This window comes from Streptomyces sp. R41 (assembly GCF_041053055.1).
Lineage (GTDB): Bacteria > Actinomycetota > Actinomycetes > Streptomycetales > Streptomycetaceae > Streptomyces.
In genome coordinates this window covers 9,152,698-9,172,069 of the sequence record NZ_CP163443.1, presented here as the reverse complement: position 1 = coordinate 9,172,069, position 19,372 = coordinate 9,152,698, and the positions used below count along the sequence as shown (strand labels likewise).

18 protein-coding genes, 1 tRNA gene and 1 pseudogene are annotated in these 19,372 nt (G+C 69.4%); 4 read left to right on the top strand and 16 right to left on the bottom strand.

The genetic code is table 11. The features are described from left to right. Window positions 1-12: 12 nt before the first annotated feature. From AB5J53_RS41660 to lat, 3 genes are read right to left on the bottom strand one after another with little or no spacing between them, the layout of a single operon-like run. On the bottom strand, window positions 13-2,268 hold the full coding sequence (locus AB5J53_RS41660; protein ID WP_369250777.1) for a transketolase C-terminal domain-containing protein: 2,256 nt from the start codon (window positions 2,266-2,268) through the stop codon (window positions 13-15). Further along, window positions 2,265-3,818: an aldehyde dehydrogenase family protein gene (locus tag AB5J53_RS41655; RefSeq protein WP_369250776.1), complete on the bottom strand. Its 1,554-nt coding sequence runs from the start codon at window positions 3,816-3,818 to the stop codon at window positions 2,265-2,267. Before AB5J53_RS41655 ends, AB5J53_RS41660 begins: the two co-directional genes overlap by 4 nt. 30 nt (window positions 3,819-3,848) lie before the next feature. Continuing rightward, window positions 3,849-5,189, bottom strand: coding sequence for an L-lysine 6-transaminase (gene lat, locus AB5J53_RS41650; protein ID WP_369250775.1), 1,341 nt, complete (start codon window positions 5,187-5,189; stop codon window positions 3,849-3,851). Window positions 5,190-6,168: 979 nt separating this feature from the next. Here lat and AB5J53_RS41645 point away from each other — a divergent pair. After that, a pseudogene (locus AB5J53_RS41645) lies at window positions 6,169-6,276 on the top strand (DUF4440 domain-containing protein); the annotation flags it as partial. Between the two features lie 92 nt (window positions 6,277-6,368). On the opposite strand, the gene AB5J53_RS41640 reads toward AB5J53_RS41645, so the two are convergent. Genes AB5J53_RS41640 through AB5J53_RS41630 form a run of 3 tightly spaced genes read right to left on the bottom strand, consistent with a single transcriptional unit; the run spans window position 6,369 to window position 7,888 of the window. Next, window positions 6,369-7,037: a dihydrofolate reductase family protein gene (locus AB5J53_RS41640; RefSeq protein WP_369250774.1), complete on the bottom strand. Its 669-nt coding sequence runs from the start codon at window positions 7,035-7,037 to the stop codon at window positions 6,369-6,371. Beyond that, window positions 7,037-7,543: an SRPBCC family protein gene (locus tag AB5J53_RS41635; protein WP_369250773.1), complete on the bottom strand. Its 507-nt coding sequence runs from the start codon at window positions 7,541-7,543 to the stop codon at window positions 7,037-7,039. Before AB5J53_RS41635 ends, AB5J53_RS41640 begins: the two co-directional genes overlap by 1 nt. Window positions 7,544-7,546: 3 nt before the next feature. Next, on the bottom strand, window positions 7,547-7,888 hold the full coding sequence (locus AB5J53_RS41630; protein ID WP_369250772.1) for an ArsR/SmtB family transcription factor: 342 nt from the start codon (window positions 7,886-7,888) through the stop codon (window positions 7,547-7,549). Between the two features lie 556 nt (window positions 7,889-8,444). Between AB5J53_RS41630 and cutA the strand changes: the two genes are divergently transcribed. Next, complete coding sequence (gene cutA / locus AB5J53_RS41625) at window positions 8,445-8,750, top strand: divalent-cation tolerance protein CutA (RefSeq protein WP_369250771.1); 306 nt, start codon at window positions 8,445-8,447, stop codon at window positions 8,748-8,750. A gap of 73 nt (window positions 8,751-8,823) precedes the next feature. Here the strand turns inward: cutA and AB5J53_RS41620 are convergent, their stop codons facing one another. The 3 genes from AB5J53_RS41620 to AB5J53_RS41610 form a co-directional block, all read right to left on the bottom strand. Further along, window positions 8,824-8,958: a hypothetical protein gene (locus AB5J53_RS41620; RefSeq protein ID WP_369250770.1), complete on the bottom strand. Its 135-nt coding sequence runs from the start codon at window positions 8,956-8,958 to the stop codon at window positions 8,824-8,826. Between the two features lie 484 nt (window positions 8,959-9,442). Further along, complete coding sequence (locus AB5J53_RS41615) at window positions 9,443-9,913, bottom strand: hypothetical protein (protein ID WP_369250769.1); 471 nt, start codon at window positions 9,911-9,913, stop codon at window positions 9,443-9,445. Window positions 9,914-10,795: 882 nt separating this feature from the next. Then, window positions 10,796-10,869, bottom strand: a tRNA-Pro gene (locus tag AB5J53_RS41610). Window positions 10,870-11,021: 152 nt separating this feature from the next. On the opposite strand from AB5J53_RS41610, the gene AB5J53_RS41605 reads away from it, so the two are divergent. Both AB5J53_RS41605 and AB5J53_RS41600 read left to right on the top strand, forming a co-directional pair. Beyond that, complete coding sequence (locus tag AB5J53_RS41605) at window positions 11,022-11,723, top strand: transketolase (RefSeq protein WP_369250768.1); 702 nt, start codon at window positions 11,022-11,024, stop codon at window positions 11,721-11,723. Between the two features lie 115 nt (window positions 11,724-11,838). Then, window positions 11,839-12,750, top strand: a complete 912-nt coding sequence (locus AB5J53_RS41600; RefSeq protein ID WP_369250767.1) for a transketolase family protein — start codon at window positions 11,839-11,841, stop codon at window positions 12,748-12,750. A 39-nt stretch (window positions 12,751-12,789) separates the two neighbouring features. On the opposite strand, the gene AB5J53_RS41595 is transcribed toward AB5J53_RS41600, so the two are convergent. From AB5J53_RS41595 to tdh, 7 genes are all read right to left on the bottom strand, one after another. Next, a complete protein-coding gene (locus AB5J53_RS41595; protein ID WP_369252797.1) occupies window positions 12,790-14,070 on the bottom strand; it encodes an MFS transporter in 1,281 nt (426 codons plus the stop codon). A 305-nt stretch (window positions 14,071-14,375) separates the two neighbouring features. Then, entirely contained in the window at window positions 14,376-14,735 is a 360-nt protein-coding gene (locus AB5J53_RS41590) for an MmcQ/YjbR family DNA-binding protein (protein WP_369250766.1), read from the bottom strand. Between the two features lie 102 nt (window positions 14,736-14,837). Next, complete coding sequence (locus AB5J53_RS41585) at window positions 14,838-15,380, bottom strand: N-acetyltransferase family protein (RefSeq protein WP_369250765.1); 543 nt, start codon at window positions 15,378-15,380, stop codon at window positions 14,838-14,840. Continuing rightward, the gene (locus AB5J53_RS41580) at window positions 15,377-15,949 is read right to left on the bottom strand and encodes a helix-turn-helix domain-containing protein (RefSeq protein WP_369250764.1); all 573 of its coding nucleotides are present in this window, start codon (window positions 15,947-15,949) and stop codon (window positions 15,377-15,379) included. The genes AB5J53_RS41585 and AB5J53_RS41580 overlap by 4 nt, the downstream gene beginning before the upstream one ends. Before the next feature lie 51 nt (window positions 15,950-16,000). Continuing rightward, a complete protein-coding gene (locus AB5J53_RS41575) occupies window positions 16,001-16,906 on the bottom strand; it encodes a LysR family transcriptional regulator (RefSeq protein WP_369250763.1) in 906 nt (301 codons plus the stop codon). 57 nt (window positions 16,907-16,963) lie between these two features. Beyond that, window positions 16,964-18,157 (bottom strand): glycine C-acetyltransferase, encoded by a 1,194-nt coding sequence (locus AB5J53_RS41570; protein ID WP_369250762.1) that lies wholly within the window; start codon window positions 18,155-18,157, stop codon window positions 16,964-16,966. Between the two features lie 90 nt (window positions 18,158-18,247). After that, complete coding sequence (gene tdh, locus AB5J53_RS41565) at window positions 18,248-19,276, bottom strand: L-threonine 3-dehydrogenase (RefSeq protein WP_369250761.1); 1,029 nt, start codon at window positions 19,274-19,276, stop codon at window positions 18,248-18,250. Between the last annotated feature and the right edge of the window lie 96 nt (window positions 19,277-19,372).

Sequence of the window (19,372 nt, the reverse complement as noted above, 5' to 3'; positions counted from 1 at the left end):
CCTGACCAGCCGTCACCGGTGAGCATGCGGGCCTGCTGAGAGCAGCTCGCCCGCGGCGCGCTCGACGTCGGCCTCGGACACGAGCACCAACTGCGCTGCCTTTCCCAGCGGGATGAAGCTGTCCACGCCGGCGACTCGTCGGACCGCGCCGGTGAATTCGGCATCGACCAGAGCGGTGACGACTCCCTCTGACACGCCTCCCGTACGGCGGGTCTCGTCGACCACGAGGACGCGTCCCGTCGCACGAGCTTCCCGCAGCAGGTCGTCGACCGGCAAAGGTGCCAGCCAGCGCAGGTCGACGACCCGGCACGCGATGCCCTGCTGCTCCAGCCGGCGTGCGGCTCGAAGCGAGATGCGCAGGCCGTTGCCGAATGTCACGAGGGTCAGGTCCGTGCCTGTGCCGTAGGTGCGTGCCTGGCCGATCGGTACGTGCTCTGCAGGTGACGGGTACGCGGCGAGCCAGGCGTTGTCCCTCTCCGCGTGGAGATCTCGCGTGTGGTAGAGCGCGATCGGCTCGAGGAAGGTGCTGACCGTTCCGTCCACCTTCCCGGCCGCGACACATGTGCGAAGCATCGCGGCGGCGTCGTCAGGGCGGGATGGGGACGCGATGACCAGACCGGGAATGTCACGCAGGACGCCCAGCGCGTTGTCGTTGTGGAAGTGACCGCCGAACCCGCGCTGATAGCCGTAACCGGCGATGCGGACCACAAGGGGGTTGCGGTACTGGCCCTGGGAGAAGAACTGAAGCGTGGCGGCCTCACCGCGCAGTTGGTCCTCGGCGTTGTGCAGGTACGCAAGGTATTGGATCTCTGCCACCGGCAGCAGCCCTGACAGCCCCGCCCCCAGCCCGAGGCCGAGGATGGCCTGCTCGTCGAGCAGGGTGTCGAAGACCCGAGCGGTACCGAAACGCCGCTGCAGTCCCCGGGTCAGTCCGTAGACCCCGCCCTTGCGGCCGACGTCCTCGCCGAAGACGACCATCTCCGGGTAGCTGCCGAGCAGGTCGGCGAGTGTGTGGGTGATGGCCTGGGCGACGGTGACGGGTTCGCCCACGGGCACTGCGGGTGGTTCGTTCGTACGGCGTGCCGCAGCCGCCACGAGGCCGGGATGGCGGGGTGCGATGGGAGCGGCGATCTCCGTGGGGGTGGTCAGGGGCTCACTCTCGAGGGCCTCCTTGGCAACGGCGAACACCCGTCCGCCCACCTCGTCGTACCGGTCGAGAACCTGCTTCTGGGTGAGGACGCCTGCCGCCGTGAGCAGCCGGGCAGTGGCCACCAGCGGGTCGCGTCGCAGATCCGCGGCGACTTCGGAAGGCACCCGGTAGGCGGCTTCGGCGTCCGAGCCCGCATGGCCGAGGAATCGCACCATCGACAGGTGCAGGAACGCGGGTTGCCGGCGCCCCCGTACATGGGCCACTGCCTCGCACGCGGTGTCGAAGGCGGCTGACGGATCACACCCGTCCGCGGCGAAGTAGGCGAGACCAGGCCGGCTGCCGTAGGCGCGCCGCACCCAGTCATGCGGTGTCGGCACGCTGATCCCCAGGCCGTTGTCCTCGCAGACGAACAGCACAGGCATCGGGAGGCCCTGGTAGGCCGCGTGGCAGGCGCTGTTGATGGCGCCCGCCGCCGTGGAGTGGTTGACCGAGGCGTCACCGAAGGAACAGCAGACGACGGCATCGCCGGGCCAGGCGCACTCGGTCCCGAGCCGCTTGGCGCGGGCGATGCTCCACGCCACCCCGACTGCCCGGGGCAGGTGGGAGGAGATGGTCGACGTCTGCGGGATGACGGCCAGTTCGCGACGCCCGTACACCTTGTGCCGTCCACCGGCGATCGGCTCGTCGGCCCCGGCGGCCACCCCCAGCAGCATGTCCCTGACCGCATCGACGCCGCCGGCCTGGCGGGCGCGGGCGCAGTAGAAGGCGCCGGACCGGTAGTGCAGCAACGCCGGGTCGGTGGGGCGCAACGCGAGGGCGAGTGCGGCGTTGCCTTCGTGCCCGCTCGATCCGATGGTGTAGTAGCCACGGCCCTGCTGCTGCATCCACCGCGCGGCGGCGTCGGTGTGCCGACTCTCCAGTTGGGCGTCGAACAGGTCCAGCGCGGTACGGGTGTCCAGTCCGCCGTCGTGCCACTGGATCGCCGCGTCCGTGCTTCCGGCGGGCGCCCCGAATCCGGTAGCACCGCCCGCCGGCCCCGGGCCGGCAGCGTGGGCGGGAGAGCGGAGACCGGCTACTGCCTCGCGGAAGTGCCGGTCCAGGTCCTCGACGCCGCTCACAGGCGGAAAGACATGTCGGGCTCGAGCGTGGCCACGTCCATCTGCGCTTTCTGCAGACGGCCGGAGTGGTCCCAGTTCATCGACTGCCAGCGGGTGAACTGGTCGAGCACCCACTGCCCCGACTGGCGGCTGCCGTTGCCCGACTTGCCGTTGCCGCCGAACGGAAGGTGCGCCTCGGCTCCGGAGGTGGTGTTGTTGACGCTGACCATGCCCGCGGAAATGCCGCGCCTAAACGTCCACACCTCGTGCTGGTCGGTGGTGTAGATCGCGGCGGACAGCCCGTAACCGTGGGCGTTGGCCAGATCGAGGGCCTCGTCGAAGTCCCGGTAGGTGGTCACTCCGACGATGGGGCCGAAGGTCTCGGTGAGGAACAGGTCGTCGTCGCGGCGCACCCCGTCGACGATCACCGGGTGGTAGAACATGCCCGCTTCAGGGTCCCCGACGAAGCCCTTGCGCGGGTTGTGGGCCGTGATCCGACCGATGCCGTCGGAGCCGTACGTTCGGTGGTGGTCCTTGATCCATCCGAGGAAGGTCTCGTAGCGCTGCGCGAACCGCTCGTCGAGCATCGGGCCGTAGAGGACGTCCTCGAACGCGTCGCCGATCCGGGCCGCGCGGCTCGCGGCGTCGAAGCGGGCGAGGAAGTCCTCGTGCACCGACTCGTGCACGATGAGCGTCCCGAGGGAGGTGCAGCGCTGCCCTGCCGTGCCGAATCCGGAGAACAACGCGCCCTCAACCGCCAGGTCGAGATTTGCGCTCGGGGTGACCACCTGGGGGTTCTTGCCGCCCAGCTCCAGGCACGGGGTCTGCAGGTGGCTTCCGCACAGGGCGCCGATCTTCCGGCCGACGAGCGTGGACCCCGTGAAGCCGACCTTGTCGACCAGCCCGGCCTCGAGAGAGGCCTCCAAACCGGCGTACGTCTGCTCCCCGTCGGCTAGTACGAGGTTGAGTACGCCGTCCGGCAGGCCGCCTCCGTGCACGAACAGTTCGAAGAGGGCCCTGGCGCTCGCGGCGGCGTACTCGGCGGGCTTCCACACCACGGTGTTGCCGGTCACGAGCGCCGGCACGACGTACCAGGACGGCACGGCCACCGGGAAGTTGCCCGCGGTGATCACCGCAACCGTGCCCATGGGGTTGCGAAAGGTGAACAGCTGCTTGTCGGGCATCTCCGAGGGCACCGTCTGCCCGTACAGCCGGCGGCCCTCGCCCAGGAAGAAGTCGCAGGTGTCAATGATCTCCTGGACCTCGCCGAGCGCCTCTGCCAACGGCTTGCCGATCTCTTCGGTCACGATGCGGGCGAGCCGGTCCTTGTTGGCTTCGACGAGCCGGCCGATCTTTCCGATCGCGGATCCGCGCACCGGCGCCGGGATGTCCGCCCAGGACCGCTGAGCCGCCTTCGCGGCCTTGGCGGCCTCGACGAACGTCGAGGCGTCCCCGAGCGAGATCTCGGTGACCAGCTCAGCGGTACGACCGGGATTGGGGCGCTGAAGAGTCCCGCCGGGAGCGCCGGCGACCAACTGGCCGGCAACGATCGAGGCGACGGAACGGGCCATGACTTTGCTCCTTGTCGGCTGGTACGGGGGTCAGTGCAGACCGGCGAGCACCCGGTCGAGGGCCCGCAGGGCGATCCCGAGCTCGCCCTGGGTGATGGACAGGGCAGGGCGGAAGCGCGCCGAACGCTCACCGCACGGCAACGCGATCACCTGTTCCTCGGTTCGCAGCCGGCGTACCACCTCGTCGCGGACGCCGCTGTCGGTCAGATCGATGGCGCTCATCAGTCCGCGCCCCCGCGAGTTGGACGCCACCGGTGCGTGTCGGACTTCCAGATCACGTAGTTCGGCCAGGAACCACGATCCCACGGCAGCGGCATTGGCCACCAGGTCGTCCCTTTCGATGATCTCCAGGATGCGGCGTGCCCGGACCATGTCGACCAGCCCGCCTCCCCAGGTGGAGTTGATCCGCCCAGAGACCCGGAAGACGTTGTCGGGTACCTGGTCGACCCGGCGGCCGGCCATGATGCCGCCGAGTTGGACCTTCTTGGCGAAGGCGACGATATCCGGCTCGAGGCCGAGTTGCTGGTAGGCCCAGGTGGTGCCCGTGATCCCCACCCCGGTCTGCACCTCGTCGAGCACGAACAGCGCGTCGTGCTCGTGACAGAGCGCCTGCATCGCCTGCAGGAACTCCGGACGCATATGGTTGTCGCCCCCCTCGCCCTGGATCGGCTCGGCGATGAAGCAGGCGATGTCGTGCGGGTTGTCCTCAAACGCTCGCCGCGCCTGCTCGAGGGCGCGTCGCTCGGCCTCCTCGACTTCGGCAAGGTGGCGCTCGAGGGGGAACCGCACCGCGGGTACGTCGATGCGCGGCCAGTCGAACTTCGGGAAGCGGGCCGTCTTGTTCGGCTCGGTGTTGGTCAGCGAGAGGGTGTAACCGCTGCGGCCGTGGAACGCCCGCCGAAGGTGGAGCACCTTGGTGCCGAGCTCGGGTGAGCGGCCTGCGGCCTCGTTGCGGCGGCTCTTCCAGTCGAACGCCGTCTTCAGCGCGTTTTCGACGGCGAGCGCCCCACCCTCGACGAAGAACAATCTCGGCAGGTCCGGATCACCCAGCACCCGGACGAACGTCTCGACGAACTCGGCGTAGTGCGTGGTGTAGATGTCGGGGTTGGCGGGCTTGTTCGCCGCCACCTGAGCAAGCAGGACCATGAACTCCGGATCGTCCACGATGCCCCGCGCGTTGAGCCCCAGCGGAGCGGACGCGAAGAACGAGTAGAGGTCGAGGAACTTCTCACCGGTGCGCGCGTCGACGATCCACGAGCCCTGACTGGCGAGTGGGTCGAGCACAAGTTTGAAACCGTCGGTCAGTACATAGCGGCCGAGTCTCTCGTGCACCTCGTCCGGGTGGACCGTCGACGCAGCAGCAACCGTCATGGAGCACCTACTCTCGATAGCTGTACACAGAAGGTCTTTCGCTAAGCACGAGGAGCGGCGAAATTATTTTAGGTATGACGCGATAACAGCCGCAAGGTTTCGTCTGCCGGTCGCTGTCAAAAGGGGTCGCGGGCTGCTCAACGGTGGGGGCGTGGCATGTGACGGCGGGGTGCTATCACCCGCCCTCGTACGCCATGGTCCGCCGGCCGATGCGCCGGATGCGGTTGCCGTCGGCCCGACGGTCGGCAGTTCGGCGCGGTCTGTCCGAAGCTCAAGGCCGTTCTCCGCACGGCTCGTGAGCCTTCGCCGTCGACCTGTCGTCCGCCGACGGCAGACGCAAGCCGCGCGTACGACCCGGCCCACCGCTGGTTCCGGGACCGGGTGGCCGTCGCCGCGCGGCGTTGACGACCGCGAGCCGGTTCCCCCGGCCCGATGGGATCGTCGGCGACGGACTCTCCGTCCTCCTGGTCCTCGGACCTGAGCGCGCCGAGATCGAGGCGGAACGCCTCCGACGAAAGCCGTGAGGTGACGGTATCGAACCAGGGGCCCGGCGTTCGGTCACCACGGCCGCCTCGGTACCGCCGGAGGGGAGCGTCGGTTTGGCTTCGCCCCGGATCAGGTTGCGCGCACGGTGGTGCGGTCCGCGACCTCACGGCAGGATGATCCCGCCCACACCTACTTCGTCGAGCGCTACGAACGCGGGCGCACCCAATTCGCTGAGGGTTCTTCCACGACGAGGCCGCGCACAGCGGGCTGCGCGAAGGCATCAGCCCCGAGAGCGCGGCTGGCTGCTCCCACCCTCCCCGGCGTCCCCCGGATCAGGCTGCCCCCAACTCCTAAGGGGCTGCTGCGACAACCCGGCGGGCGGAGTCCTCTCCCCTCCGCTCGATCACCCGGCGCCTCGTGGCCCACGAGGCCCTCCACGGACAGCGGCCACAGTGAGGCACTGACGGAATCCTCTGTCAACTATGGGAGTTGTGTCGTCCATCTGACGTACTTCGCCGACAACCAAGGCCGCCGGGCATGGCGGAGCTCGTTGTGGCGCCTGACGGAGACGGGCTGGCGGATGTACTTCCACCAGGGAACTTTGACGGCTATACGCAGTTGGCCGTGGTGGGCTGCTGATTCAAGCGTGTGCACCGTGGGTGCTCGGGTCGCTGGGGTGGAGTGGTGGCGCGGCTACCGTGGGTGCACGGCGTAGGTCAGGTGCGTCACCCGCGACGACGGCTCCGAACGGACCGGCTCCAGCGCGACCCTGGACGCGTCCACGCCGTCGAACAGGCGGGTGCCGGCGCCGAAAAGCACCGGTGACAGCGCGATCGAGAACTCGTCGACCAGGCCGGCGTTCAGGTGCTCCAGGATCGTCGCGCCGCCGCCGGCGATGCGGACGTCGCGGTCGCCGGCGGCCTCGCGGGCCTGGTCGAGGGCGTGCTCGATGCCGTCGTTGACGAAGTGGAACGTGGTGCCGCCGGGCCGCTCCCACGGGTCACGCTTGGTGTGCGTCACGACGAAGACCGGGGTGTGGAAGGGCGCCTCCTCCGGCCATGACTGCTCGCCGAGGTCGAACATGCGCTTGCCCATGACGCTCGCGCCGGTGCGCTCGAACGTCTCCCGTGCTACGTCGTTGTCGCGGCCCTCCTCGCCGCCCTCGCCCAGCTTCAGGTTCTCCCGGAAGAACCGCAGCGGGAACACCCACTGATGCAGGTCCATCCACTGCGCCATCCAGCGCTGAACGTCCGGGTCGTCCTGCTTATCGGGCGCGAAAAGTTCGTCTTCAATGGCCACGGACTCGGGCGCGATGAAGCCGTCCAGCGACATCGACACGCTGAAGAACACCTTCCCGGCCATCAGCCCTCCGCCCCCTTCCGCGCGAGGTCGGTGACGTAGGCCGCCAGGCTGCTCAGGGTCTGCTGGCCGCCCTCGATCGCGTGGTACTTCTCGACCGCCTCGTCGCGCAATTCCTTGGTGGGGAACACCGTGCGCATCACGATCCGGGTCGCCGCGCCGTCCGGCGCGAAGGTCAGGACCGACTCGAAGGCGTTCGGGTCGTCGCGGGACTCACCGTGCAACAGCGCGATCCGCTCCGGCGGGGCGATCCGCAGCCAGCGGATCCACTCGGAGTAGTCGGTCCCGTCCGGCCCGTGCAGCACGAAGTCCCACTCCCCGCCCTCGCGGAACTCGAAGGACCGCGTGGTGGTGGTGAACCCCTCCGGACCCCACCACCGCGACAGGTGCCGGACCTCGGTGAACGCCTCGAACACCAGCTCCCGCGGGGCGTCGATGACCCGGGAGATCACGATCTCCCGGTCGGCCGTCGCCGGCTCCGCCCGCGGTTCTTGCCTTGCCCCTGCCATCGGTCATTCCTCCTGCCGTGTCTGCTTGAGGTCCTGCACGTAGGTGTCCAGCCGGTCGAAACTCTCGTTCCAGAACCGCTCGAATCCGCCGATCCACTCGTGGACCGGCCGCAGCCCGCGGGCGTCCAGGCCGTAGAGGCGCTGCTTGCCCACCCCGCGGACCCGCACCAGCCCCACCTCCCGGAGCACCCGCAGGTGCTTGGACGCCCCCGGCTGGCTCATCCCCAGCTCCTGGGCCAACTCGGTCACCGGCCGCTCACCCGCCCGCAGCAGCGCCAGGATGTCCCGGCGCTGCGGCTCGGCGATCGCGTTGAACGCGTCCGACGTCGTCGCTGCTCGTGCCATGGCAGCCATCATATTCCCATATCGGAATACGTCAAGCCGGTTGGGAATCGGGCGAGTCTTGTCGGATGACGATTTTGACCAGCTGAGCGTGTGCAACCGCCGCCCGTGAGTGCGGAGCTCGCCCAGCCGACCGTGATGCCGGCCTGGCGGTGGCACAAAGTTCAGGCACGCTCGGCGGACCGGCCAGCACCGGGTCGGAGGCGTACCACGGCACCGCCCGGTCGGGCTCGCAGCGGCGCAGGTACAGACCCCGAAGCGGGACCTGAGGTCCCGCAGTTGATCGCTCATGGCCTGGAACAGAACCATGTCGTACCGCAGCAGACCGCATGCAGCACGCTGAACTCGGCACAGACCGGCGCCGTAGTCGACCACTAAGTCCTCCCACAGTTGCGGAGTAAGAAGTCGAAACAAGCAGCGCGCGCCAGTAAGAACGGGTCGGGTCCGTCGAGCGGAGAGTCCGGCACGGGCAACGGATGGAGCTGTTTCAGCAGCGTGACGTGTGCCCTTGACGGCTGGGTAGAGTCGCGGTACCCGAGCTGGCACGGCCCACGATTTTGTGATTGCGCAGACGACCAGTGACGACGAGGATCAGGCGAAGGCGCTGGCCCGGAGCGCGGTCGGGAGCAAGCCGGCAGCGGGCGTTCACATCGATGCGCCGATCACCGCCTTCTACTGCTGGAAGGGGGAGGTCGAGACCGCGCAGGAGTGGCGGATCTCGTACATGACTACGACGGACCGCCTCCCGGCACTGGAGGCGTGGCTGCACGAGAAGCACCCGTACGACGTCCCCCAGTGGATCACGCTGCCCGTGACCGGCGGGTCGGAGGCGTACCTGTCCTCGGTTGTCGAGGAGACGGCATAGGTCTGCGGAGCGACGGGCCGGCCGCACGACGGCGTTCGCGTCCTGAGCTTGCCCACGTACCGCGCGTGGGGACTCAGGATACGAACTGCCGCAGATGGCGGCCGAGTTCCTGCTCGCTGTCGCGGAGCGACGCTGCGATGGCCGCTGCCCGCACCTTGCCCATCGTGTTGGGCTTGGCTTGTGCCGCTGCCGTGAACTGGCGTGACACGTAGACGCCTTGGTCGAGACGTCACCTCCACGCAGTAGGACCGAAGCGAGATCACCGAGGACCACGACGCCTCCGTCCTGGAGGTCATTTCCGAGGCGGTGACTGCGGTGTCCGCTGTAGCGGTGAGTTCCGGACGTCTAAATCTGACGCTCAGCGTTTACACCAGGGCCTCTTGCCACTCGTTGGCTTCGGCAACCGCGAGCTACCAAGAGGCCCTCCGTCTTCATGCCTACGCACCGGCCAACCCACCCGAACCAGCACCCCGTTCGAAGCAAACCGACCACGCGATCGCATAGAGAACAGCCAGTTGCGCAGCCGCCTTGGGGCGAGCCTTGGAGATCGGGGGCCCGCTTCGGGCTCTTGTGGGTAGGTCCACAGACTGCCCGAGTCGCGGCAAGCTTACGGGCCCCCGATGGATCGTTGCGCGAAATGACGGCCGATCACCTGGATCACGGGGACCACGGTCCAGGCGCGGTAAGTCGCGTCAGGAGAACGTTCCCGGGATGGACTCTGTAATGCCGTTGCGGGTGTCGGTGATGGACACGTCCGTGTAGCTCACGTCGGTCGGCCCCACCAGCTTCTGGCCAGGGGGGCAGGTGAAGGTGCCAGGGCCCGGCGGGTCGATCGTGAGCGAAGCGGTGACGGATCCGTTCTTCCCGGAGTTGAACGTACCCGTGGCCGAGACGTTCTCGAGGACGGTTGTCTTGTTCCCGGCCGAGGGGTTGTGGCCGCCTTTGTTGAAGCATTGGTAGGTGGCCGATGCCTGCGCGTCGGCCCGGTAGGTAATGTTCTGGTTGTTGCCGAGCCCGGCCTCCTTGAAGCTGACGGTGAGCTGACCTGCGGCGTTCGGTCCCGTTGCCGAGGCGTTGATGAAGTGCGGGCTGACGGCGAAGGCCGGGGCCACGGCGATCGCCAGGGTCGCCGCGGCCGTCGCGAGAGTGGTACGAATGCGCACGCGAATCTTCCTTCCATACAGGGAACATGTTGTGGGAGACCTGCTCTGGCCCGCGCTACCAAGGCGCACGCCTTGATGGCCACGTCACTCTCTATCGGCGATATCGGATATACAAGACAAATTAATGACAAACGCGAAATCTAAACTCGATCGGCCCATAGTCGACGTCGATCTCTTCGCATAACTAGGACGGCACTCGCGGTGGAATGTCCGGTAGCCCACGGCAGTTGAGCCGCGAGACCGCGACGTGACGCAGAAGCCGGTGCCCGCAAGCGTGTTGGGGCAGGGACCAGCAACAGGGCAACGCCGTACGGCAGCCACCACGACCGCAACTGAATGTCACCAGCTACCAGCGACCGACTCATCAGCCGAGCAGACCTCGACAACCGCCCGGCCCGTAGTTCGCATCGAGGGGGCCAGGGTGGACGACTTGGCTTGGGCCGTTGCGACTCCGCCGACCAATGAATAGGTGCGGCCGGATTCCTGTTCAGACCGCGGGCACTCTCTGGAGGGCCTGGTGTTCTGTCAGCCGGACGGTTGCTCTGCTGCGCCCTCAGGAGGTCCTGTCCGAGCTGCGCCGGCGCTCTGAGGAGATCGGCCTGCGCCACACCGCTGCCACCATCATGATCAGCTCACGTGTGCCCCTGGCTGTGGCCTCCAAGACGCTGCGGCACTCGACGCCGTCCACCACCGTCAATCTCTACGGCCACCTGCCGCCTTACGCCGCCGCGAGCACCACAACCAGACCAACCCGGGCTCAGTGGAACGGGCGACCTGAGCTCCGTCGCGGGCCGCTGCGGGTTGTCATCACGCCGCCATCACGTGTCACACGAACGCAACCAGCGGGCCTGCCGTTTCCGGCAAACCCGCTGGTGAACACCGTCGGGACGACAGGATTTGAACCTGCGACCCCTTGACCCCCAGTCAAGTGCGCTACCAAGCTGCGCCACGTCCCGATGCCCGCCTGACCTGGGGTTTCCCCTGGCCGAACGTGCACGGAAACAATACCGCACTCGTGCCGGTGGTCGCGCACTCGTTTATGCGGGGCGGACGGGAGACGCAGGGCGGGGTTGACCTGAAGTTTGGTTGAGGTTGCACCATCGTCGGCATGACGATCACGGCGAAGCAGAGCTACGAGTTCGCGGACCTGCCCCGGCTGATGGGGCTGATGACCGGTGACGAGAAGCACGGGCCGGCGGCGACGTCCACCCTGGACGCGCTGTGGGTGCTGTACGACCGCGTGCTGCGGGTCGGGCCCGAGCGGATGGGCGATCCGGAGCGGGACCGCTTCCTGCTGTCGAAGGGGCACGGGCCGATGGCGTACTACGCGGTGCTCGCGGCGAAGGGATTCGTCCCTGTCGAATGGCTGCCCGGTTTCGGGTCGTACGACTCACCGCTCGGGCACCATCCGGACCGGGTGCTGGTGCCGGGTGCCGAGATCGGCAGCGGGTCACTCGGGCACGGACTGCCGATCGCCGTCGGCACGGCGCTCGGGCTGCGGGCGCAGGGGCTCGACGAGCCGCGCGTCTGGGTGCTGATCGGCGACGCGGAGCTGGACGAGGGCAGCAACCACGAGGCGATCGCGTACGCCGGGCCTGCGGGTCTGGAGCGGCTGCACACCGTCGTGATCGACAACTCCTCCGCCAGCCACGCCCGGCCCGGCGGGATCGCCGCCCGGTTCGAGGCGGCCGGCTGGTCCGCCGCGACCGTGGACGGCCGTGACCACGAGGCCCTCCACGCCGCCTTCACCGCCCCTCACCCGGGCCGCCCACGCGTGGTCGTCGCGCAGGTCGAGCCGAAGTCCGTCTGAGCCGCGCCCGCGCCGCTGCCCCGGTGCCGCCCGTCATCCGTGCGACATCGCGCACCACCTCACCTCGTCGGACACGACAGCCCTCACCCCGTACGCCCTGGAAGGACGACATCCCATGGACACCATGCGTGACCGATTCGCCCCTGTTGTCTCTCGACTGCTCGACGAGGATCCGCGGGTCGCGGTCGTCCTCGCCGAGATCGGCAAGGACGGCTTCGCGGACGCCCGGCGCAAACATCCGGATCGGGTGATCAACGTCGGTATTCGCGAACAGCTCCTGATCGGCGCGGGCGCGGGCCTCGCGCTGACCGGACTGCGACCCGTGGTGCACACCTTCGCCAGCTTCCTCGTCGAGCGGCCCTTCGAGCAGGTCAAGCTGGACCTCGGGCACCAGAACGCGGGCGCGGTGCTCGTGAGCGCGGCGGCGTCCTTCGACTGGCCCGCGGGTGGCTTCACGCACATGGCACCCGGCGATGTCGCGCTGCTCGACACACTGGACGACTGGACCGTGCACGTCCCGGGCCACCCGGACGAGGCCGAGACGCTGCTGCGCCACGCCGTCGCCGCAGGTGACGACAAGGTGTACGTGCGGCTGTCCGTCCAGTCCAACGCGCAGGGGCTCGCGGTCGACGGAGCACGCTTCCTCACCGTCCGCGAAGGGCGCGCCGGAGTGGTCGTCGCCGTCGGGCCGATGCTCGACGCGGTGCTGGCCGCCACGGAGGGGCTCGACGTCGCCGTGCTGTACGCGACCACGGTGCGCCCCTTCGACACGGCGGCGCTGCGCCGGGCCACCGAGTCGGCGGGCACCGATGTCGTCCTCGTCGAGCCGTACCTGGCCGGCACCTCCACTGCCGCCGCGAACGACGCGCTCGCCGACGTGCCGCACCGCGTCCTCGGTCTCGGCGTGGACCGCCGTGAGCTGCGCCGCTACGGAAACATCGACGAGCACGTGGCCGCACATGGCCTCGACGCGAGGTCGCTGCGGGAGCGGATCGACGGATTCCTGGGAGCGCGGGTCCGGGTGTAACCGCCGGAGCCGTGGAGCACGCGTCCCCACGGAACCGGCTCAGCGGCTCTCCGGCCCCGCCGGTTCGGGTATCGCCCCAGTCGTACGCGGACGGGGCGCGGGGGCGTCGACGCGGACAAGGTTGCGTATCGCCGGCACCAAGAGCAGGGCCGTCGAGACGACGAGGGTCATGACGCCCGCGATGAGGAGGACATGGTCCGCGCCGAGGAGCGAGGCGGCCGGGCCCGCCAGTGCCTGCCCGACGGGCATCATCGCCAGGGAGCCGGCGACGTCGTACGCGTGGATGCGGTTGAGGACGTCGGGCGCGACCTGCGTCTGCACGCTGGTCGCCCACATCACGCCCCAGAGCGACATGCCCGCGCCCGCTATCACCGCTCCGGCCGACATGGCCGCCACGCCGAGCCCCGCCCCGACGGACGCCGGGAAGCAGGCGAACGCGAAGAGGGCGAACGAGCCGGCACGCAGCATGCGGCGGGGGCGGAGCCGCAGCGCGATCAGTCCGCCGATGACGGTGCCGGCGCCGAGGGCCGAGTTGATCAGGCCGTAGGCGCGCGGGCCGTGCTGCTGAACCACTTCCGTCGCCACCAGGGGGACGGTCGGGCCCCAGATGGAGATCATGTACACGCACCAGATGACGATGACGCTCCACAGCCAGGTCCGGGACCTGAACTCCCGCCAGCCCACGGCGAGATCGGCCTTGAAGCTGCCTCCATGAGGGTGGCTTCCGGGTGCGGCCGACGGCAGTCGGAGCAGCAGCAGGCACAGGGCGCTGAGCGCGTAGGTCGCCGCGTGGGCCGCGAAGACTCCTCCGGCCGAGGAGAACGCGACCAGCAGGCCTGCCAGTGCGGGGCCCGCGAGCTGGGCGGCGGATTCGGCGATCCGTATCGCTCCGTTGGCCCCCTGTACGTCGGCGGCCAGGCGCGGCACCGTGCTGGCCACGCCGGGCTGGAAGACCGCACCCGCCACGCCATTGACGGCGCCGATCGCGCAGATCTGCCAGAGGACCACATGGCCGGTGAAGAAGAGCGCGGCACAGAGGGACTGGGTGACCAGCCGCACCAGGTCGGCGCCGATCATCAACTTGCGCGTGCTGAACCGGTCGGCGATGACCCCGCCGAAGATCACCAGCCCTGCGAAGGAAGCGGCCGACGCGGCCATCGCCAGGCCGACCGCGCCCACCCCGTACCCGTACTGCAGCAGTCCCGCGGCGAGCGCCACCGGCAGGATGGTGTCGCCGAGCCGCGCGAGGGCCCGTGCGACGAAGAACAACGCGAAGTCGCGTGACCAGACGGCCCGGCGGGGCCCGTGTGCGGCAACGATGTCATCACGGCCGGGGCCTTCGGGCGGCGCGTCAGAAGCCTCGGGCAGCGCCGCAAGGGCTTCGGGCCGCGCCTCGGAGGTTTCGAGTCGCCGCTCAGAAGCTCCGCGTCGAGTCCCGGAAGCTCCGCGCGCTGTCTCCGACGCACGCGGCGGCTTCTCGCCCGATGACGTCCCGGCCATCCGCTCGCACCCCTCCCTTGCCACCCTCTGGCGATCCCCACAACTGTCCCCGAGGAGCCGAGCGTCCCGCTCTCCACTCCTGTCACCGGATCATGGCACGGGGCACTGACAACGGTTCAAGGATTTCAGTCGGCGGACGGGAGGCCCAACTCCGGGTAGGAATCGAGCAGTCGGGGCGGGGCCGCCTGGCGCCAGGAGTCGGCGAGGATGTCGCGGAGTTCGTCGTCGTCCTCCAGGGCCGCGAGGCGGACGCGGACCCAGGCGAAGGTCGCCTCGTGGTCGGCGATCCAGAACTTCCGGGGCTCGGCGAGGACGAGTTCGTCGCGCTCCTCCTTCGGGCAGCGCACGGCGATGGAGGTCTCCTCCTCGGGCAGCGTGGCGAACATCTTGCCCGCGACCCGGAACGTGGGCATGCTCCAGGCGATCTTCTCCGTCGTGTCCGGCAGGGAGAGGGCGATACGGCGTACGTCTTCGGCATCCGGCATGAGACGCACCGTAGCCAATGGCACTGACATCGACTCGTCGAGGACCGGATCGAAAGGCGCAGGCCACGGCGCCCGGCCCGGAGGTCCGCAGGGCGCAGCCCCTCACGTGCCGAGAACGACCGCTTCCGCTCCCACGCGTTTGTAGAAGATCGTCGTCGGGCGCAACTCGCCCGACGGCGTCGCCGCATAGTCCGGTATCGCTCCGAGCTCGGTCCAGCCCGCGGAGCGGTAGAGGGACTCGGCGGGGCTGTCGGTCTCGGTGTCCAGGTGCAGGAGGGTCACTCCCGCCGCGATCGCCCCGGACTCGGCGGTCGTCAGGAGCGTACGGCCGAGACCTTGTCCGCGGCCGTCCCGGTGCACCATCAGCTTCACGAGTTCGGCGCGGTGGCGGCTGTTGGGCTTGTCCGGGAACGCGAGGCTGACGGTGCCGAGCAGCCGGTCCTCGCTGCGGACCACCCACACGGCGAGACGGCCGACCGACACCTCGGCCGCGCGCCCCTCCCACCAGGCGACGGCCGCCGCGCGGTCGAGCGGGGCGAGGAAGCCGATCGAAGCACCGCCCTCCACGGTGTCGACCAGCAGATCCGCCAACTCGTCCGCCGAGGAGCGGAGTTGGGCTGCGTCCAGCCGGGAGAGGGTGGTCACGGCCGCACCACCACCAGCGCGTACCGCGCGTCCTCGGGGCCTGGGCATCGGAAACGCGTCGGGCCCCATACCCGCAGCCGGAGGCAGTCGCCGGCGTCGAGGTGGTGCTGGATGTCCTGCGCCGTCACGGCGAGCGTCCCGTCGAGGACCCAGATGTGCTGTTCCAGACCAGGGACAGGGGGGCGGTCGTACGCGATGTCGGCGCCGGCCGCGAGCCGTCCCTCGACGAGCTCGCCGCGCATCCCCGTGTGCGACGGCGACACCGACCGTCGTACGAAACCGGAGGCCTTGTCCTCCCAGATCACCTGGTCGGCCGCCCGCACCAACAGCGCGGATTCACCCTCGACCTCACTGAGCAATTGCGACATGGTCCGCCCGTACACACCGCACAGGCGGTTCAGGAGCGAGGCGGTGGGGCTGATCTCCGCGCGCTCGGCGCGGGACAGGGTCGAACGACTGACCCCACTGCGCTCCGCCAACTCCCCCAGGGACCAGCCGCGTTCGGCCCGCAGCTCGGCCAGCCGGGCACCGAGCCGGACGTCGACGGCGTCCTCTACATCGTTTCCCATATTCGAGATGCTATCCCAGATATGAGACAGACCTTACGGGACGAGGACCCCTCAGTCCACAGTCGCGGCCTCCGCCAACGCCTCCAGCACCGGCCGGATCAGTGGATGGTCCTCCGCGCCGCGGCGTACGGCCGCGAAGACCCGGCGGGTGGGCGCGACGCCGTCGACCGGGCGCACGAGAACCCCGGTGAGGTCCATGCCGCGCAGCGCCGAGCGGGGCACCAAGGCCACGCCCGCGTCGGCCGAGGCGAGGGCGACGACGGCGCGGAAGTCGTCCGAGGAGTGTTCGAGGCGAGGCTGGAATCCGGCGTTCTCGCAGGCCAGGACGACCACGTCATGGCAGGGGTTGCCCGGGTACGGGCCGATCCACGGGTCCTTGGCGAGCTCGGCGAGCGGGACTTCGTCGGCGTCCGCCAGCCGGTGGGTGACCGGGACGACCGCGTCGAAGGGCTCGGCGTACAGGGACACGTGGGTGAGGCGCGGGTCGTCCGCGTCCGGGGCGCCCCGGTATTCGACGGCGACCGCGATGTCGACCTGTCGGTCGAGCACCATCGGCAGGCTGGCGTCACCCTCGGCGTCCTGGACGCGGATGTGGATACCGGGCGCCGTGGAGGCGAGGCGGGCCAGCGCGGGGGCCACGACCAGGCCGATGCCGGTCGCGAACGAGGCGACAGTGACCGTGCCCGCGGAGCCCGAGCTGTACGCGGCCAACTCAGCCTCGGCGCGCTCCAGTTGGGCGAGGACGGCGTTGGTGTGGCTGAGCAGGATCTCGCCGGCGGGCGTCAGCCGGACGCCCTTGGCGCTGCGCTCGACGAGCCGGTGTCCCGTCTCCTGTTCCAGAGCGGCCAGCTGCTGGGAGACGGCCGACGGCGTGAGATAGAGCGCGGCGGCAGCCGCCGTCACCGTGCGGTGGTCGGCCACCGCACGGAGGATGTGGAGCCGCCGCGCTTCGATCATGCGACCGATTCTCTCAGGTCACACGGGTCCTTGAGCCCTCGCGTTCCGCCCGCTCCTTCAGCCCTCGAGTTCCGCGCGGGCGGCCACGAACGCGTCCACGGCCCGGTTCACGTCCTTCGTCGAGTGCCCCGCCGACAGCTGGACCCGGATACGGGCCTGCCCCTGCGGAACAACGGGGTACGAGAAGCCGATCACGTACACACCGCGGTCCAGGAGCAGCTCCGCCATGCGCCCGGCGACGGCCGCGTCGCCGATCATGACGGGGGCGATCGCGTGGTCGCCGGGAAGGACGTCGAAGCCCTCCGCGGTCATCCTGGAGCGGAACAGCGCCGTGTTCTCGGCGAGCCGAACGCGCAGGTCGTCGGCCGACTCCAGCAGGTCGAGGACCTTCAGGGAGGCCGCCGCGATCACCGGGGCGAGCGTGTTCGAGAAGAGGTACGGACGAGAGCGCTGGCGCAGCAGGGCGACGATCTCGGCGCGGGCGGCGACGTAGCCGCCGGAGGCACCGCCGAGCGCCTTGCCGAGGGTGCCCGTGATGATGTCGACGCGGTCCATGACGCCGTGCAATTCCGGGGTGCCGCGGCCGCCGGGGCCGACGAAACCGACGGCGTGCGAGTCGTCGACCATGACCATCGCGTCGTAGCGGTCGGCGAGGTCGCAGATCTCCTTCAGGGGCGCGACATAGCCGTCCATCGAGAACACGCCGTCGGTGACGATCAGGCGGCGCCTGGCGCCGGACGCCTCCTTGAGCTGAGCCTCCAGGTCGGCCATGTCGCGGTTGGCGTACCGGAAGCGGCGGGCCTTGGACAGCCGGATGCCGTCGATGATCGAGGCGTGGTTGAGGGCGTCGGAGATGACCGCGTCCTCGGCGCCGAGGAGGGTCTCGAAGACACCGCCGTTGGCGTCGAAACAGGAGGAGTAGAGGATCGTGTCCTCCTGGCCGAGGAACGCGGAAAGGCGCGCCTCCAGCTCCTTGTGCACCTCCTGCGTACCGCAGATGAAGCGCACGGAGGCCATGCCGTAGCCCCAGCGGTCGAGTGCCGCGTGGGCGGCGGCGACGACCTCGGGGTGGTCGGCGAGGCCGAGGTAGTTGTTCGCGCAGAAGTTGAGGACCTCGCCGGGGCGGCCACCCGCGGTGACGTTCACGGTCGCGGACTGCGGGGTGCCGATGACGCGCTCGGGCTTGTGCAGGCCGGCGGCGCGGATCTCGTCGAGGGTGGTGCGCAGATCGTCGCGTACGGATTCGAACATCATCAGTTCCTTAGAATTCTCAAGCAGTCCGGGGCTCAGGCGGTCCAGGCGCTCGGACGGTCCAGGGCGTCCCGGACGGTCCGGGGTGTCTCAGGCGGTCCAGTCGAGGATGACCTTGCCGCCGCGGCCGCCGGCCGCGTCGTCGAAGGCCGCCTCGTAGTCGCGGAAGCCGTAGCGGCCGGTGATCACGGGAGCCAGGTCGAGACCGCCTTCGAGGAGAACCGACATGGCGTACCAGGTCTCGAACATCTCGCGTCCGTAGATGCCCTTGATCGTGATCATGGAGGTGACGATCCGCGACCAGTCGACCGGGAACTCCTGGGACGGCAGGCCGAGCATCGCGATCCGGCCGCCGTGGGTCATGTTGGCGATCATGTCGCGCATCGCTTCGGGGCGGCCAGACATCTCCAGGCCAATGTCGAAGCCCTCGCGCAGACCCAGCTCGCGCTGACCGTCGGCGATCGTCGAACCCGCGACATTGAGGGCGAGGCTCACACCGATCTTGCGTGCCAGCTCCAGGCGCTCCTCGCTGACGTCGGTGATGACGACGTTGCGGGCACCCGCGTGACGGGCCACGGCCGCGGCCATCAGGCCGATCGGTCCGGCCCCGGTGATGAGTACGTCCTCACCGACCAGCGGGAAGGACAGCGCCGTGTGCACGGCGTTGCCGAACGGGTCGAAGATCGCGGCGACATCGAGGTCGACGGGCACCCGGTGCACCCACACATTGGCGGCGGGAAGGACCACGTACTCGGCGAACGCGCCGTCGCGGCCCACGCCCAGGCCGACCGTGGCGCGGCAGAGGTGGCGGCGCCCGGCCAGACAGTTGCGGCACTTGCCGCAGACCAGGTGGCCCTCGCCGCTGACGCGGTCGCCGACCTTGATGTCGGGGACGTCGCGGCCGGTCTCGATGACCTCGCCGACGAACTCGTGCCCGAGCACGAGCGGCGTGCTGATGGCCTGCTGCGCCCAGCCGTCCCAGTTGCGGATGTGCAGGTCGGTGCCGCAGATCCCGGTCCTGAGGACCTTGATCAGTACGTCGCCGGGGCCGGCCTGCGGCTCCGGAACGTCCGTGAGCCAGAGCCCGGGCTCCGCCTTCTCCTTGACCAGCGCCTTCACGCGACGGCTCCTGTGGGTGAGGTCCCGGGGCAGGGCACGCCGAAGGAGCCCGTACCGGGGAGAGGGGTGAATTCCCGTAGGAATCTGCCGTACGGC

Excerpts from the sequence above, each read along its gene's own strand:
- AB5J53_RS41635 (WP_369250773.1), bottom strand. The coding sequence starts at position 7,543 with ATGGCAGGGGCAAGGCAAGAACCGCGGGCGGAGCCGGCGACGGCCGAC.
- AB5J53_RS41630 (WP_369250772.1), bottom strand. The coding sequence starts at position 7,888 with ATGGCACGAGCAGCGACGACGTCGGACGCGTTCAACGCGATCGCCGAG.
- AB5J53_RS41570 (WP_369250762.1), bottom strand. The coding sequence starts at position 18,157 with ATGTTCGAATCCGTACGCGACGATCTGCGCACCACCCTCGACGAGATC.
- AB5J53_RS41580 (WP_369250764.1), bottom strand. The coding sequence starts at position 15,949 with ATGGGAAACGATGTAGAGGACGCCGTCGACGTCCGGCTCGGTGCCCGG.
- AB5J53_RS41590 (WP_369250766.1), bottom strand. The coding sequence starts at position 14,735 with ATGCCGGATGCCGAAGACGTACGCCGTATCGCCCTCTCCCTGCCGGAC.
- AB5J53_RS41655 (WP_369250776.1), bottom strand. The coding sequence starts at position 3,818 with ATGGCCCGTTCCGTCGCCTCGATCGTTGCCGGCCAGTTGGTCGCCGGC.
- lat (WP_369250775.1), bottom strand. The coding sequence starts at position 5,189 with ATGACGGTTGCTGCTGCGTCGACGGTCCACCCGGACGAGGTGCACGAG.
- AB5J53_RS41575 (WP_369250763.1), bottom strand. The coding sequence starts at position 16,906 with ATGATCGAAGCGCGGCGGCTCCACATCCTCCGTGCGGTGGCCGACCAC.
- AB5J53_RS41605 (WP_369250768.1), top strand. The coding sequence starts at position 11,022 with ATGACGATCACGGCGAAGCAGAGCTACGAGTTCGCGGACCTGCCCCGG.
- AB5J53_RS41640 (WP_369250774.1), bottom strand. The coding sequence starts at position 7,037 with ATGGCCGGGAAGGTGTTCTTCAGCGTGTCGATGTCGCTGGACGGCTTC.
- AB5J53_RS41600 (WP_369250767.1), top strand. The coding sequence starts at position 11,839 with ATGGACACCATGCGTGACCGATTCGCCCCTGTTGTCTCTCGACTGCTC.